This window comes from Streptomyces sp. NBRC 109706 (genome assembly GCF_000974485.1).
Classification (GTDB): Bacteria; Actinomycetota; Actinomycetes; order Streptomycetales; family Streptomycetaceae; genus Streptomyces.
Genome location: NZ_BBOM01000006.1, coordinates 449,814 through 463,536 on the forward strand (window position 1 = coordinate 449,814; position 13,723 = coordinate 463,536).

Annotated in this window: 13 protein-coding genes; 7 read left to right on the forward strand and 6 right to left on the reverse strand. The window is 68.1% G+C overall.

What is annotated here, in order from left to right; all coding sequences use genetic code 11:
* Window positions 1-3: 3 nt before the first annotated feature.
* Entirely contained in the window at window positions 4-2,724 is a 2,721-nt protein-coding gene (locus tag AOM46_RS12260) for a transglycosylase domain-containing protein (protein WP_062209758.1), read from the reverse strand.
* A 443-nt stretch (window positions 2,725-3,167) separates the two neighbouring features.
* Between AOM46_RS12260 and AOM46_RS12265 the strand changes: the two genes are divergently transcribed.
* The gene (locus AOM46_RS12265) at window positions 3,168-3,806 is read left to right on the forward strand and encodes a PadR family transcriptional regulator (RefSeq protein ID WP_062210752.1); all 639 of its coding nucleotides are present in this window, start codon (window positions 3,168-3,170) and stop codon (window positions 3,804-3,806) included.
* A 54-nt stretch (window positions 3,807-3,860) separates the two neighbouring features.
* Window positions 3,861-4,943, forward strand: a complete 1,083-nt coding sequence (locus AOM46_RS12270) for an inositol-3-phosphate synthase (RefSeq protein ID WP_062209760.1) — start codon at window positions 3,861-3,863, stop codon at window positions 4,941-4,943.
* A 221-nt stretch (window positions 4,944-5,164) separates the two neighbouring features.
* Here the strand turns inward: AOM46_RS12270 and AOM46_RS12275 are convergent, their stop codons facing one another.
* The 3 genes from AOM46_RS12275 to AOM46_RS12285 all read right to left on the reverse strand — a co-directional run bounded on the left by AOM46_RS12275 (window position 5,165) and on the right by AOM46_RS12285 (window position 7,941).
* Entirely contained in the window at window positions 5,165-6,196 is a 1,032-nt protein-coding gene (locus AOM46_RS12275; protein ID WP_062209763.1) for an alanine racemase, read from the reverse strand.
* 162 nt (window positions 6,197-6,358) lie between these two features.
* Window positions 6,359-7,477, reverse strand: a complete 1,119-nt coding sequence (locus AOM46_RS12280) for a peptidoglycan bridge formation glycyltransferase FemA/FemB family protein (protein WP_062209766.1) — start codon at window positions 7,475-7,477, stop codon at window positions 6,359-6,361.
* A 137-nt stretch (window positions 7,478-7,614) separates the two neighbouring features.
* Window positions 7,615-7,941: a hypothetical protein gene (locus AOM46_RS12285; RefSeq protein ID WP_062209769.1), complete on the reverse strand. Its 327-nt coding sequence runs from the start codon at window positions 7,939-7,941 to the stop codon at window positions 7,615-7,617.
* A gap of 194 nt (window positions 7,942-8,135) precedes the next feature.
* Here AOM46_RS12285 and rpsF point away from each other — a divergent pair, with 194 nt between their 5' ends.
* The 4 genes from rpsF (at window position 8,136) to rplI (ending at window position 9,931) form a co-directional block, all read left to right on the forward strand.
* On the forward strand, window positions 8,136-8,426 hold the full coding sequence (rpsF, locus tag AOM46_RS12290) for a 30S ribosomal protein S6 (RefSeq protein ID WP_062209772.1): 291 nt from the start codon (window positions 8,136-8,138) through the stop codon (window positions 8,424-8,426).
* Between the two features lie 170 nt (window positions 8,427-8,596).
* A complete protein-coding gene (locus AOM46_RS12295; RefSeq protein WP_062209774.1) occupies window positions 8,597-9,163 on the forward strand; it encodes a single-stranded DNA-binding protein in 567 nt (188 codons plus the stop codon).
* A 57-nt stretch (window positions 9,164-9,220) separates the two neighbouring features.
* Window positions 9,221-9,457, forward strand: a complete 237-nt coding sequence (rpsR, locus tag AOM46_RS12300; RefSeq protein WP_003978893.1) for a 30S ribosomal protein S18 — start codon at window positions 9,221-9,223, stop codon at window positions 9,455-9,457.
* 24 nt (window positions 9,458-9,481) lie between these two features.
* Window positions 9,482-9,931, forward strand: coding sequence for a 50S ribosomal protein L9 (gene rplI, locus AOM46_RS12305; protein ID WP_062209777.1), 450 nt, complete (start codon window positions 9,482-9,484; stop codon window positions 9,929-9,931).
* Between the two features lie 84 nt (window positions 9,932-10,015).
* Here rplI and AOM46_RS12310 read toward each other — a convergent pair whose 3' ends face one another.
* Window positions 10,016-11,431, reverse strand: a complete 1,416-nt coding sequence (locus AOM46_RS12310) for an MATE family efflux transporter (protein WP_078856799.1) — start codon at window positions 11,429-11,431, stop codon at window positions 10,016-10,018.
* 462 nt (window positions 11,432-11,893) lie between these two features.
* Between AOM46_RS12310 and dnaB the strand changes: the two genes are divergently transcribed.
* A complete protein-coding gene (gene dnaB / locus AOM46_RS12315; RefSeq protein ID WP_062209780.1) occupies window positions 11,894-13,336 on the forward strand; it encodes a replicative DNA helicase in 1,443 nt (480 codons plus the stop codon).
* A 31-nt stretch (window positions 13,337-13,367) separates the two neighbouring features.
* Here the strand turns inward: dnaB and AOM46_RS12320 are convergent, their stop codons facing one another.
* Complete coding sequence (locus AOM46_RS12320) at window positions 13,368-13,697, reverse strand: putative quinol monooxygenase (protein ID WP_062209783.1); 330 nt, start codon at window positions 13,695-13,697, stop codon at window positions 13,368-13,370.
* Window positions 13,698-13,723: the final 26 nt, after the last annotated feature.

The window sequence follows — 13,723 nt, forward strand, 5'->3', positions numbered from 1 at the left end:
TCGCTAACCGAAGGTGCTGAAGATCGTCGACGAGTCTCCGTCGTTGTTCCCGCCGTCCGGTCCTTCGTTGTTGCCCGATGGATCCCCGGTGTTGTCACCCTCACCCGGGCCTTCGGATCCCCCTGGATCCCCGGAACCGCCGGGACTGCCTTCGGGCCCTGTGGTGTCGCCGCAGGTCCAGTCCCAGTCCTCACACGGCTCGGTGGGATCGGGGTCCGGCTCCTCCTCGGTCGGCGGGTCCGAGGGCTCCGGCTCCTCGCTCTCCTCCGGTTCCTCGGGCTCCTCGGGCTCCTCCGTGGGATCGGGCGTCTCCTCCGGCACCGGCGGCGGGCTGGTGGCGCCGCCGCCCCAGACGATCTCGCCGATGTCCGGGGGCTCCGGGAAGGCGGTCTTGTCGTGGCCGGCGGTGGCCTCCTGCATAAAGCCGATCCAGACCTCAAGCGGGAGGGAGGAACCGTTGATCCGCTCCTTGCCGGCCGTGCCCCACATGGAGAGGAAGCCGGTCTCCTCGTCCTCCGCGAGGTCGTCCGGATCGGACGGATAGCGCCACATGCCGACGGAGGTGGAGAGATGCGGTGTGTAGCCGACGAACCAGGCGGAGAGGTTCTGGTCCGTGGTGCCGGTCTTGCCCGCGACCGGCCGGCCCAGCACCTGGGCGTCATGGCCACTGCCCTGTTCGCTCTCCACCACGCTGGCCAGCACGTCGGTGACATTGTCCGCGATGGCCGGCTCAAAGGCCTGCTCGACCTCCGACTCGTGCTCGTAGAGCACGCCCTCGGAGCTTTCGACCAGGGTGACCGAGTAGGGCTCGGCCCGCTTGCCGCTGGCGGCGAAGGTGCCGTAGGCGGTGGCCATCCGGATCGGCCCCGGCGTGGAGACGCCCAGGGCGAAGGACGGCACCGAATCGTTGGCTGGGCCGAGGCTGCTCTCCAACAGACCGGCGTCCATGGCGGCCTGGGCCACCACATCGGGGCCGACATCGATGCCCAGCTGGACGAACGGCGAGTTGGCCGAGACCTCCATGGCCTCCCGCAGGGTCAGCTCACCCTGGGACTGCCCCTCGAAGTTGGCCTGCTCCCAGGTGACGTCCTCGCCGGTCTCCTCGTCCTCGACCAGCAGCGGCTCCCCGTCGTACCTCATGATCTGGAGCCCGTCCTCGCTGAGGTACGTGCTCTCGGGGGAGAGCTGGGTGCGGTCCTCGCGGGACTGGGTCGGGCCCTTCTCCGGATCGCGGACGCCATCGCGCATCGCGGCGGCCAGCACAAAGGGCTTGAACGTCGAACCGACCTGTGCGTTGGGGGAGTCCGCGTTGTTCGCGTAGTGCTCGGGGATGCCCGCGCCGCCGTAGATGGCCACGATCGCGCCGTCGCCCGGCACGATGGAGGCCGCGCCGAACTGCACATGGCGGTCCTCCGGGCGGGCCTCAGGATCGATGTGCTCCTCCCGCACCGCGTCGACGGACGCCTCCATCTGATTCATCAGGTTCTCGTCGAACGTGGTGTGGATCTGCAGGCCGCCCGTGGACAGCTGCTGCTCGCTGATGCCGTTGGCCATCAGGTAGTTGTCGACCAGATTGGTCAGATAGCCGATCTGGCCTTCCTTCTCCATGGCCGGCGTCGGCTCGTTGATGTCGGGGAACCCCTCAAGCCGAATCTCGTCGTACTCGGCCTGGGAGAGGTTGCCCACCTCAAGGCGGCGGTCCAGCACATACTGCCAACGTCCCTGGGCGCGCTCCAGGTTGCCCGGGTCGACCTCGCCGGTGGGGCCGTAGGGGTCGTAGAGCCCGGGACCCTTGAGCAGGTTGGTGAGGAAGGCGCACTGGCTGGGGTTGAGATCCTCGGCGTCCACGGCGAAGTACGCCTGGGCGGCGGCCTGGATGCCGTGTGCGCCCCGTCCGTAGTAGGAGGTGTTGAGGTAACCCTCCAGGATGTCCTTCTTGGAGACCTCGGCGCTGACCTTGATCGAGAGCAGCAGCTCACGCGCCTTGCGCTCGATGGTCTGGTCCGAGGTGAGGTACATGTTCTTCACGAACTGCTGGGTGATGGTAGAGCCGGACTGGACCTCACCGCCCCTGGCCATGTTGAGCACGGCCCGGCCGATGCCCATCGGGTCGATGCCCGAGTCCTCCCAGAAGGTGGAGTTCTCCGCGGCGACCACGGAGTCCCGCATGGCCTCCGGGATCTGCTCGAAGGCGATGTTCTGCCGGTTCACCTCGCCGCCGGAGACCACCATCCGGGACCCGTCGGCCCAGTAGTAGACGTTGCTCTGCTGCTTGGCGATGGCGTTGGCGTTGGGCACCTCGGTCAACCAGTAGGCGATGCCCACCAGGCCGATCAGCAGCGCGAAGAACGTCAGCGCCGAGCCCGTGACCTGTTTCCAGGAGGGGAGCCAGCGGCGCACGCCGTGTTTGTTGGCGCGTGGATAGTCGATCAGACGTTTCTTCTTGTTGGTGGTCTCCGCGCGGCGCCGGCGGCCTCCGCCGGTGGCGCCGTCGGATGCGCCCTCGGAGGCGCTGGCCGCCCGCCGCCTGCCGCCGCCGCGCTGTGCCGCGCGACGGGCCTCCGCCCTGCTGCCATACGGTCGTTGCGAGGGCAGCTCCGCGGTGCCGCCGGGGGGCGTCTCGGGAGCCTTGGGGGGAGCGGGCGTTGGTTCAGCGCGGCGCCCGGAAGGCGACGCGGCGCGGCGACCGCGAGACTGCGGAGGCTTGCGACGGTGCTCGCTCATGGGACAGCTACTCCTCGGACAGACATGCCTGCCTGCTGGCGGCGGGTGCTACAGGTGGCCCATTCCCCCGGTGTGTGATCCGTCCCCACAGTCGGGCGCACGTCACCTAGGACGAAGACGTCGCCGCGCTCCGCAAGGTTCCCCGTTGGGCTGATCCGCACGGGCCCAGACTACGCAGCGCCAAAAACCATCTTTCTTGCCAGAGCGGGCAATTGGGGCATTACGGCGGCGGTGAAGCGAAGATGTGATCCCCTTCACCGCTCGCCCGCTTGCTCGACCGGAGGAGGCGTTCTATCTTTGCGATGTATCGAGCTGATACATCGGCTCAATGCATCGACCAGACATCACCCTCAGAACAGATGGACGAGTCGACCCCTGTGGGCGGCCCGGACTAGGTAAGGCAAGGCAAGGCGCAAGAGATGCGGACGGAGGTGACCTCCCGGGTGAGCCGGCGTTCAGGTGTCCTGGAGTTCGCCGTACTCGGCCTCCTGCGAGAGGCCCCGATGCACGGGTACGAGCTGCGTAAGCGGCTCAACACCTCGCTCGGCGTCTTCCGTGCGTTCAGCTACGGCTCTCTCTACCCGTGCCTCAAGGCGCTCGTCCAGCAGGGCTGGCTCGCCGAGGAGTCGGGCCGGGATCCGGCTGATCCGCGTGCGACGCCGCTGTCCAACCGCCGGGCCAAGATCGTCTATCGCCTCACGGCCGACGGCAAGGAACGTTTCGAGGAACTGCTCGCCCAGGCCGGCCCGGACGCCTGGGAGGACGAGCACTTCGGAGTTCGTTTCGCCTTCTTCGGCCAGACGTCCCGGGACGTGCGGATGCGCGTCCTGGAAGGGCGTCGCAGTCGGCTTGAGGAGCGCCTGGCGAAGATGCGGGCCTCGATGGCCCGCACCAGGGAGAAGTTGGACGCTTACACCCTGGAGTTGCAGCGTCACGGCATGGAGTCCGTGGAGCGTGAAGTCCGCTGGCTCAACGAGCTGATCGAGAGCGAGCGGGAAGGACAGGATCAGCGCGAGCAGCGCGAACAGGGAGGTGCGCGGGAACGCGCACGCCCGGATCCTTCCGACGACAGCACCATCTAAGGCCCCCGCGACAAAGCGGGGTCACGTCGAGAACACACACAGGGAGCAACCGGAATGGGTTCGGTTCGCGTAGCCATCGCCGGCGTGGGCAACTGCGCCGCCTCGCTGGTACAGGGCGTCGAGTACTACAAGGACGCCGCCCCGGACAGCCGCGTCCCGGGTCTGATGCATGTCCAGTTCGGCGAGTACCACGTCTCGGACATCGAGTTCGTGGCCGCCTTCGACGTCGACGCCAAGAAGGTCGGCATCGACATCACCGACGCCATCGGCGCCAGTGAGAACAACACCATCAAGATCTGTGACGTGCCCCCCACCGGCGTGACCGTGCAGCGTGGCGAGACCCACGACGGGCTGGGCAAGTACTACCGCGAGACGATCGTCGAGTCCGACGACGAGCCCGTGGACGTGGTCCAGGTGCTCAAGGACACCAAGGCCGACGTCCTGGTCTGCTACATGCCGGTCGGCTCCGAGGACGCCGCCAAGTACTACGCGCAGTGTGCGATCGACGCCAAGGTCGGCTTCGTCAACGCGCTTCCGGTGTTCATCGCCGGCACCAAGGAGTGGGCCGACAAGTTCACCGAGGCCGGTGTCCCGATCGTCGGTGACGACATCAAGTCGCAGGTCGGCGCCACCATCACGCACCGCGTCATGGCCAAGCTGTTCGAGGACCGGGGCGTCATCCTGGACCGCACCATGCAGCTGAACGTCGGCGGCAACATGGACTTCAAGAACATGTTGGAGCGCGACCGGCTGGAGTCCAAGAAGATCTCCAAGACCCAGGCCGTGACCTCCCAGATCCCCGACCGGGACCTCGGCGAGAAGAACGTGCACATCGGCCCGTCCGACTACGTGGCCTGGCTGGACGACCGCAAGTGGGCCTATGTGCGGCTTGAGGGCCGTGCGTTCGGCGACGTCCCGCTGAACCTGGAGTACAAGCTTGAGGTGTGGGACTCCCCGAACTCCGCCGGTGTGATCATCGATGCGCTGCGTGCGGCCAAGATCGCCAAGGACCGGGGTATCGGCGGTCCGGTGCTCTCCGCCTCCTCGTACTTCATGAAGTCGCCGCCCGTGCAGTACTTCGACGATGTCGCCCGCGAGGAAGTCGAGAAGTTCATCCGCGGCGAGGTCGAGAGCTGAGCCGGACGCCCGGGAGCCGGACGCCCGGATGACCCCGGCGCCGCCCAGGTGTGGGGGCGCGCACGGCGACTGCCTGGCGTGACGACAGCGCGACGCCGCATGGCTCGCCTCATGACAAGAGCGGCAGCCCCGGTCCGTTTCCGGGGCTGCCGCCGTTTCTGTGCCCGCCGCGTCCCACCGCCGGGACGTCGGGACGCTGGGGCGGGTCGGCGGTCAGCGGGTCAGCGGTCCATCAGCCGGTCCACCTGGGTGGTGGTGTGCCGCAGAATCGCCTTCAACTCGTCCCCGACCTTGGGCTCCTTGGCCTCGGCCGGTACGAACAGGATCGACACCTGCATATGCGGTGGCTCGGCGAACCAGCGCTGCTTGCCGTCCCAGACGAACGGCGAGAGATTGCGGTTCACCGTGGCGAGACCGGCGCGGGCCATGCCCTTGGCGCGCGAGGTCATGCCGTGCAGCGCCTTGGGAGCCTCAAGACCGACGCCGTGCGAGGTGCCGCCGGCGACCACCGCCAACCAGCCGTCCCCGGCGGCCTTCTGCTGCCGATAGCCGAAGCGGTCCCCCTTGGCGACCGGCGTCACGTCGAGCACCGCGCCCCGGTACTCGGTGGCACCGTGGTCGCCCAGCCACAGCCGGGTGCCGATGCGCGCCCGGAACCTGGTCTGCGGGAACTGCTGCCGCAGTCGGGCCAGTTCGGTCGAGGTCAGATGGCTGACGAACATGGTGTCCAACGGCAGCCTGGCGGCCCGCAGCCGGTCCATCCAGCCGATGACCTCCTCCACCGCGTCGGTGCCGTCCGTGCGGTCCAGCGGGAGGTGGATCGCGAAGCCCTCAAGACGCACATCGTCCAGCGCCGCGTGCAGCTTGCCCAGATCGCGCGGCGTCACCCCGTGCCGCTTCATGGAGCTCATCACCTCGACCACCACCCGGGATCCCACCAGCCCGTAGACCCCGTCAACGGAGGAGGCCGAACGGATCACCCGATCGGGAAGCGGCACCGGCTCCTCCGACCGCCGGTAGGGCGTCAGCACCAGCAGGTCCCCGCTGAACCTGTCCTTCATCGCCGCGGCCTCGTAGGTGGTGCCGACGGCCATGATGTCGATCTCCATCAGGGAGACCTCTTCGGACAGCCGGTCATGGCCGAAGCCATAGCCATTGCCCTTGCAGACGGGAATGAGTCCGGGAAAGTCGCCTACCACCGACCGCTGGTGCGCCCGCCAGCGGTCGGTTTCGACGTAAAGGGTGAGCGCCATGGCCGGGGAGAGCCTTTCTGCTGAGTCGTGCTACCGAGAAGTCCGTAGGGAGTGACCGGCTACCGCGAGTGTTCGCCGGGCTGGGCGAGGTGAGGGCGACGTCGTACCGCTCTGTTCGACGCCCGCCGGTCATTGGTCGGATGGGTCTTCGGCCGAAGGGGATCAGCGTCGCGACATATAGATGTCGAGCGCCTTGTGGAGCAGCTTGTTGAGGGGGAAATCCCACTCGCCGAGATACTCCGCCGCCTCGCCGCCCGTGCCCACCTTGAACTGGATCAGGCCGAACAGGTGGTCGGTGTCCTCCAGGGAGTCCCCGATGCCACGCAGGTCGTAGACGTGCGCGCCCATCTGGTGCGCGTCCTGCAACATGCGCCACTGCATCGCGTTGGAGGGCCTGACCTCCCGCTTGTGGTTGGCGGAAGCACCGTACGAATACCACACATGTCCCCCCACGATCAGCATCGTCGCGGCGGCGACGGGCTCACCCTCGTGGAGAGCGAAGTAGAGACGCATCCGACCCGGCTCTTCTTCGTTGAGAACACGCCACATCCGCTCGAAATACATCAGCGGACGCGGACGGAACTTGTCACGTTCGGCCGTCACCTCGTAGAGGTGCTGCCAGGCGGGAAGGTCGTCGAAGCCACCGCTGACGACCTGCACCCCGGCCTTGTCGGCCTTCTTGATGTTGCGGCGCCACAGCTGGTTGAAGCCCTTGTGCACCTCGTCCAACGAGCGGTCGCGCAGCGGGATCTGGAAGACGTAGCGCGGCTGCACGTCGCCGAAGCCAGCGCCGCCGTCCTCGCCCTGCTGCCAGCCCATGCGCCGCAGCTGGTCGGCCACCTCGAACGCCTTGGGCTCCAGGGTGGTCGCCTCGACGTCCCGCAGCCGCTTGACCTCGGGGTTCTGGATGCCGGCCTTGATCGCCGCCGCGTTCCAGCGCCGGATCACCACGGGCGGGCCCATTTTGACCGAGAACGCACCCTGCCGCTTGAGATGCGCCAGCATCGGGCGCAGCCACTCCTCCAGATTGGGCGCGTACCAGTTGATCACCGGGCCCTCGGGCAGATAGGCCAGATAGCGCTTGAGCTTGGGAAGTTGCCGGTAGAGCACCAGCGCGGCGCCGACCAGGCGCTGGGAGGCGTCGAACCAGCCCAGCGACTCCGAGCGCCACTCAGCCTTGACATCACCCCACGCCGGCACCTGCATATGGCTGGCGGACGGGAGCGAGCGGATATACGCGAGATGTTCGTCGCGGCTGATGGTCCTCAGGGTCAGGCTCATGCGGGGCGCTCCTTGGGCGTCAAACGCAGCGTCTCGCCCGGAAGCCTAACGGCGCCGCGCCGTCCGGGGGACGGCGCGGTGGCTTGTGTACGGCCGTGCGTGGCGTGCCCCGACCGCCCGTGTGCCCCGGCTCCGCGCTAGCCCAGAACCCCGCCGAACAGCCCGCCGTGTGCCATGCCCAGATAGAACCCCACCCCCGAGCCGCCGAGTCCGATCACGGTGATGAAGCGCTGTCCGGTGGTGGCGGAGATCAACTGTGCCCAGGCGCCGACGAGAAGGCCGGCCAGACCCGCCCAGCAACTGATCAGATGCAGTCCGGAGAAGATCGATGTGATCGCCGCGACCAGGCCCAGGACCAGGGCGATCGAGGCGAAGGAGTTCTCCTTGGGGTGCGATCGGCCGTCGGTGTTGAGCAGGGTGCCGACGGGATGGGTGATCGTACCGCGATGCACTGCCTGAGTCATATGCAACCCTTCGTTGGCATAAATGCCTGTCTGTCCAGATTGCAGGGCTTCCCGGGAGGATTTCAACCGGAAGGCCGAATGCGGGTACGGTGTACTGTCCGGGCCCGGCTCGACGCCGGGTGCGGACACGCATCACGACCCTCCTGCCACGGATCGTCCGTGGCCGCCTGAGTCCAGAGGAGGTGGGTTCACGTATGCGTCACTACGAGGTGATGGTGATCCTCGACCCCGAGCTTGAGGAGCGCGCCGTCGCTCCCCTGATCGAGTCGTTCCTGTCCGTGGTCCGCGAGGCCAACGGCAAGGTCGAGAAGGTCGACACCTGGGGACGTCGCCGTCTCTCCTACGAGATCAACAAGAAGCCCGAGGGCATCTACTCGGTGATCGACCTCCAGGCCGAGCCCGATGTGGTCAAGGAGCTCGACCGGCAGATGAACCTCAACGAGTCGGTCATGCGGACCAAGGTCCTCCGGCCGCTCACCCGCTGAATCCCGGGCATATCCCGGGACCACGCGTCATCTGCCCAGGTCCACCGCGTTCCCGCCGTCCTCGACACGAGGAGGCGGACAGCGGCGGTCGGTCTGTGTGAGTAGCACTGTCAGTGCCATAAGTCATCATCGCAGCAACAGCAGTTAACCCCCGCCGAGAGGTTCCCCCAATGGCAGGCGAGACCGTCATCACGGTCGTCGGCAACCTGGTCGACGACCCCGAGCTGCGCTTCACCCCATCCGGTGCGGCGGTCGCGAAGTTTCGTGTCGCGTCCACGCCGCGGATCTTCGACCGGCAGACCAGCGAGTGGCGGGACGGCGAGAGCCTCTTCCTCACCTGCTCGGTATGGCGGCAGGCCGCGGAGAACGTCGCGGAGTCGCTGACCAAGGGCACCCGCGTCATCGTCCAGGGCCGGCTCAAGCAGCGGTCCTACGAGGACCGGGAGGGCGTCAAGCGCACGGTCTTCGAGCTTGAGGTCGACGAGGTCGGCGCCAGCCTGCGCAGCGCCACCGCCAAGGTCACCAGGGCCGCCGGCCGTGGTGGTCAGGGTGGTGGTGGCGGCGGTTGGGGCGGCGGCCAGGGCGGTCCCGCCGGCGGTCAGCAGGGCGGCGGCCCGGCGTCCGGCGGCGACCCGTGGGCCACGGGAGCGCCGGCCGGCGGTCAGCAGGGCGGCGGCTGGGGCGGCGGTGGCGGTGGCGGCGGTGGCGGCGGCTACTCGGACGAGCCCCCGTTCTGATCGCGGTGCGCTTGGCGACAAGCACCCAACTTCTTTTGAACTCACCGGAGAAACACCATGGCGAAGCCGCCCGCGCGCAAGCCTAAGAAGAAGGTCTGCGTTTTCTGCAAGGAGAAGATCTCCTACGTCGACTACAAGGACACGAACCTGCTGCGGAAGTTCATTTCCGACCGCGGCAAGATCCGTGCCCGCCGGGTCACCGGCAACTGCACCCAGCACCAGCGCGATGTCGCCACGGCCGTGAAGAACAGCCGTGAGATGGCGCTGCTGCCCTACACCTCGACCGCTCGATAAACGGAAAGGATGGTATGACGCGTTATGAAGATCATCCTGACCAATGAGGTCTCCGGCCTGGGCATGGCCGGCGACGTGGTCGACGTGAAGGACGGGTACGCCCGTAACTACCTGCTGCCCCGTGGGGTGGCGATCCGCTGGACCAAGGGCGGAGAGAAGGACGTCGCGCAGATCAGGCGTGGTCGCAAGATCCGCGAGATCGCCTCGATCGAGCAGGCCAACGACGTCAAGGCCCAGCTTGAGGGCGTCACCGTCCGGCTCAAGGTGCGCGCCGGCTCCGGCGGTCGCCTCTTCGGCTCGGTCACCCCGGCCGATATCGCCTCCGCGGTGAAGAGCGCCGGTGGCCCCGATGTGGACAAGCGCCGCATCGAGCTGAGCAACCCGATCAAGAGCCTCGGCTCGCACCGGATCTCGGTCCGGCTGCACCCCGAGGTCGTCGCCAACGTGGGCATCACGGTGGACGCCTCCAAGTAGGGCGCCCGCCGCTCCGGCAACGACAGGGGCGCGTTCCGTCGCGACGCGGCGGGGCGCGCCCCCGTTCGTTCCCCGGCCGACGGATCAGGCGCGGACCGCGCCGGTGACCATCCAGCGCCCGGTTCTCGTTCTCAGTCCCAGGGTGATCAGCCGGGTGCCCATCATCAGACCTGCGATGGTCGCCCAGAGCGCGGTGACGCCGCCGCCCAGCGTCGGCACGAGCAGGGCGACCGGCGCGAAGACCAGCAGGGTGAACAGCATCGCCCCGGCGAGATAGGTGCCGTCGCCGGCGCCCATCAGCACCCCGTCCAGCACAAAGACCACGCCGGCCACCGGCTGGGTGACCGCGACCACCAGCAGCACGGGAAGCAGCTGTTCGCGCACCTCGGGGTCGCCGGTGAACAGCCGCAGCAGCAGCGGGCTCGCGGCCGTCAGCAGCAGGGCGAGAGCGGCCCCGCTGACCACGCCCCACCACACCATCCGGCGGCAGGCGTCCCGCGCGCCCGCGGCGTCGCCGGCCCCCAGAAAGCGCCCGATGATGGCCTGCCCGGCGATCGCGATGGCGTCAAGAGCGAAGGCCAGCAGCGTCCAGATGGTCAGGCTGATCTGGTGCGCGGCGATATCGGTGTCCCCCATCCGCGCCGCCACGGCCGTGGCGATCAGCATCACCGCGCGCAGCGAGAGGGTGCGTACCAGCAGCGGGACGCCCGCCCTCGCGTTGGCCAGCACGCCGGCCGCGCTGGGCCGCAACGTCGCGCCGTGTGCCCTGGCGCCACGCACCACCACCCGCAGATAGACGGCGGCCATGCCCCACTGGGCCAGTACGCTCCCCCAGGCCGCGCCGGCCACGCCGCCGTCCAGTCCGTAGATGAAGAGCGCGTTGAGCGCGATATTGGCGCTGAATCCGCCGATGGCGACATACAGCGGGGTGCGGGTGTCCTGCAGTCCGCGCAGCACACCCGTCGCGGCCAGCACCACCAGCATGGCCGGCACGCCCAGGGCGCTGATCCGCAGATAGCTCACGGCGTGCGGGGCGGCGGTGTCGGAGGCGCCGAAGGCGTCCACCATGGCCGGTGTGCCGGGTATCACCACGGCGACGATGACCGTGCCGAGCAGCAGGGCCAGCCAGATGCCGTCCATGCCCCGGCGGATGGCGGTCGGGAGATCGCCGGCGCCCACGCTGCGGGAGACCGCGGCGGTGGTGGCATAGGCCAGGAAGACGAAGATGTTGACCACGGTGGCGAGCAGCGCGGCGGCGACCCCGAGACCGGCGAGCTGGGCGGTGCCCAGATGACCGATCATGGCGCTGTCCGCCATCAGGAACAGCGGCTCGGCGACCAGGGCTCCGAAGGCGGGGATGGCGAGGGCGAAGATCTCCCGGTCGTGCCGGCGCAGGGACTGCTTGCGCAGCCGACGGGCGTCCCTGGCGCCGGGTGGCTTCCCGGGCTGGTCGCCGTCGTCGGGCGGGCAGGGCACGTCGGCCCTGCTGGTGGATGACATGGCCTGATCCAAACATCCACAGGTAATGGATGCAAGAGTCTTAGGATCCTTACCTTCGCTCAGCCGTCCGGGTGCGCGGTGTGATCGTCGGTGCGAGATTTCGCAAAGCCCCGGCATGCTGCGGCACCTTCCGTACAGACCGTGACCATCGAGGGAAACCGCAGGTCGGAGCGGGCTTCCTGAGGGGGAGTCGGTTTCCGGTCGGTTGGCTGTCCCCAGGTCGTCCACAGGATCCGGGGAGTTATCCACAGGGTCTGATCTGAAATCCACATAGCCTGTGGATAACTCGGGTTGGTCCTCCTCGATCCGGGCCTTACCGTAGGTCCGCCTGGCGTGGTTCCCGGTGTCGTTCGCGCGCGCCGATCGGGGCTCCGTCGTAGGCCGGCCGAGGCGCCAACTGTCAGTGCCGTGCCGTAGACATGAGAGCGCGACGGTGCCTTTGGCCGGGAGGAGGCGGAGACCATGGCGGAGCTCGAACACGCGGGTGTTTCGTGGGACGAGGCCGGCCCCGAGGAGCAGTTGTCCGTCTCCCGGCCGCGGCACAGCCACGAGGAGGAGCCGCCGGACGAGCGGGCGGCCTTCGAGCGGCTGCCCCCACAGGATCTGGCGGCCGAACAGTCGGTGCTCGGCGGCATGTTGCTCTCCAAGGACGCCATCGCCGATGTGGTGGAGGTGCTGCGCGGCCGGGATTTCTACAAGCCGGCGCACGAGACGATCTACGAGGCCATCCTCGATCTCTATGCCAAGGGCGAGCCGGCCGACCCGATCACCATCTCCGACGCGCTGACCAAACGCGGCGAGTTGGCCAGGGTCGGCGGCGCGGGCTATGTGCACTCGCTGGTGCAGACGGTGCCCACGGCGGCCAACGCCGAGTACTACGCGGAGATCGTGCACGACCGCGCGGTGCTCCGCCGGCTGGTGCAGGCCGGCACCCGGATCACCCAGATGGGATATGCGGCCGACGGCGACGTCGACGACATCGTCAACTCGGCGCAGGCCGAGATCTACCAGGTCACCGAGCAGCGCACTGCCGAGGACTATCTGCCGCTCGGCGACATCATGGAGGGCGCGCTCGACGAGATCGAGGCGATCAGCAACCGCAGCGGGGAGATGACGGGGGTGCCCACCGGCTTCACCGATCTGGACTCGCTGACCAACGGCCTGCACCCCGGCCAGATGATCGTGATCGCGGCCCGTCCCGCGATGGGCAAGTCCACGCTGGCGCTGGACTTCGCCCGCAGCTGTTCGATCAAGCACAAGCTGCCCAGCGTCATCTTCTCGCTGGAGATGGGGCGCAACGAGATCGCCATGCGTCTGCTCTCCGCCGAGGCGCGGGTGGCGCTGCACCATATGCGCTCCGGCAGCATGACGGACGAGGACTGGAACCGCCTGGCCCGGCAGATGGCCGAGGTCAACGAGGCGCCGTTGTATATCGACGACTCGCCGAACCTGTCGATGATGGAGATCCGGGCCAAGTGCCGGCGGCTGAAGCAGCGCAACGACCTCCAGCTGGTGGTGATCGACTACCTCCAGCTGATGCAGACCGGCGGCAGCCGCCGTCCGGAGAGCCGGCAGCAGGAGGTCTCGGAGATGTCCAGGAACCTCAAGCTGCTGGCCAAGGAGCTTGAGGTCCCGGTGGTGGCGCTCTCCCAGCTGAACCGTGGCCCGGAGCAGCGCACGGACAAGAAGCCGATGGTCTCCGACCTTCGAGAGTCAGGCTCGATCGAGCAGGATGCCGACATGGTCATCCTGTTGCATCGGGAGGACGCCTACGAGAAGGAGTCCCCCCGCGCCGGCGAGGCGGATCTGATCGTCGCCAAGCACCGTAACGGCCCGACAGCCACGATCACGGTCGCCTTCCAGGGCCACTACTCCCGCTTCGTCAACATGGAGGGCGGCTTCTGAGCCGCGCCGGGTGAACCGGGCCAGGTGGGGGTTAGTTCCGTTCGGCGTCGGCGTCGGGGTAGGGGCTGAGCATGGTGCCGAAGTAGGCCTCCGGGGGCTCCTCCAGGAGGGGCGGCACGTTCTCCATGAAGGCCCGCAGCGGGGGCGTCGCGTTGTGCCGGTCCAGGTCCTGCTGGGAGCGCCAGACCTCGTACAGGAAGAACCGGCCGTCCTCCTGCTCGTGGAGGTGGTACTGGAGGTTGCCCGGCTCCCCTCTGGTGGGACCCACGAGGGCGGTGAGAGCGCGTCGGACCTCGTCCGAGTGCTCCGGCCTGGGGCGGAGGAAACCGTAGAGGGCGATGGGGTGATCCGTGTTCGTCATGACCCGCACGCTAGGATCTCACATGG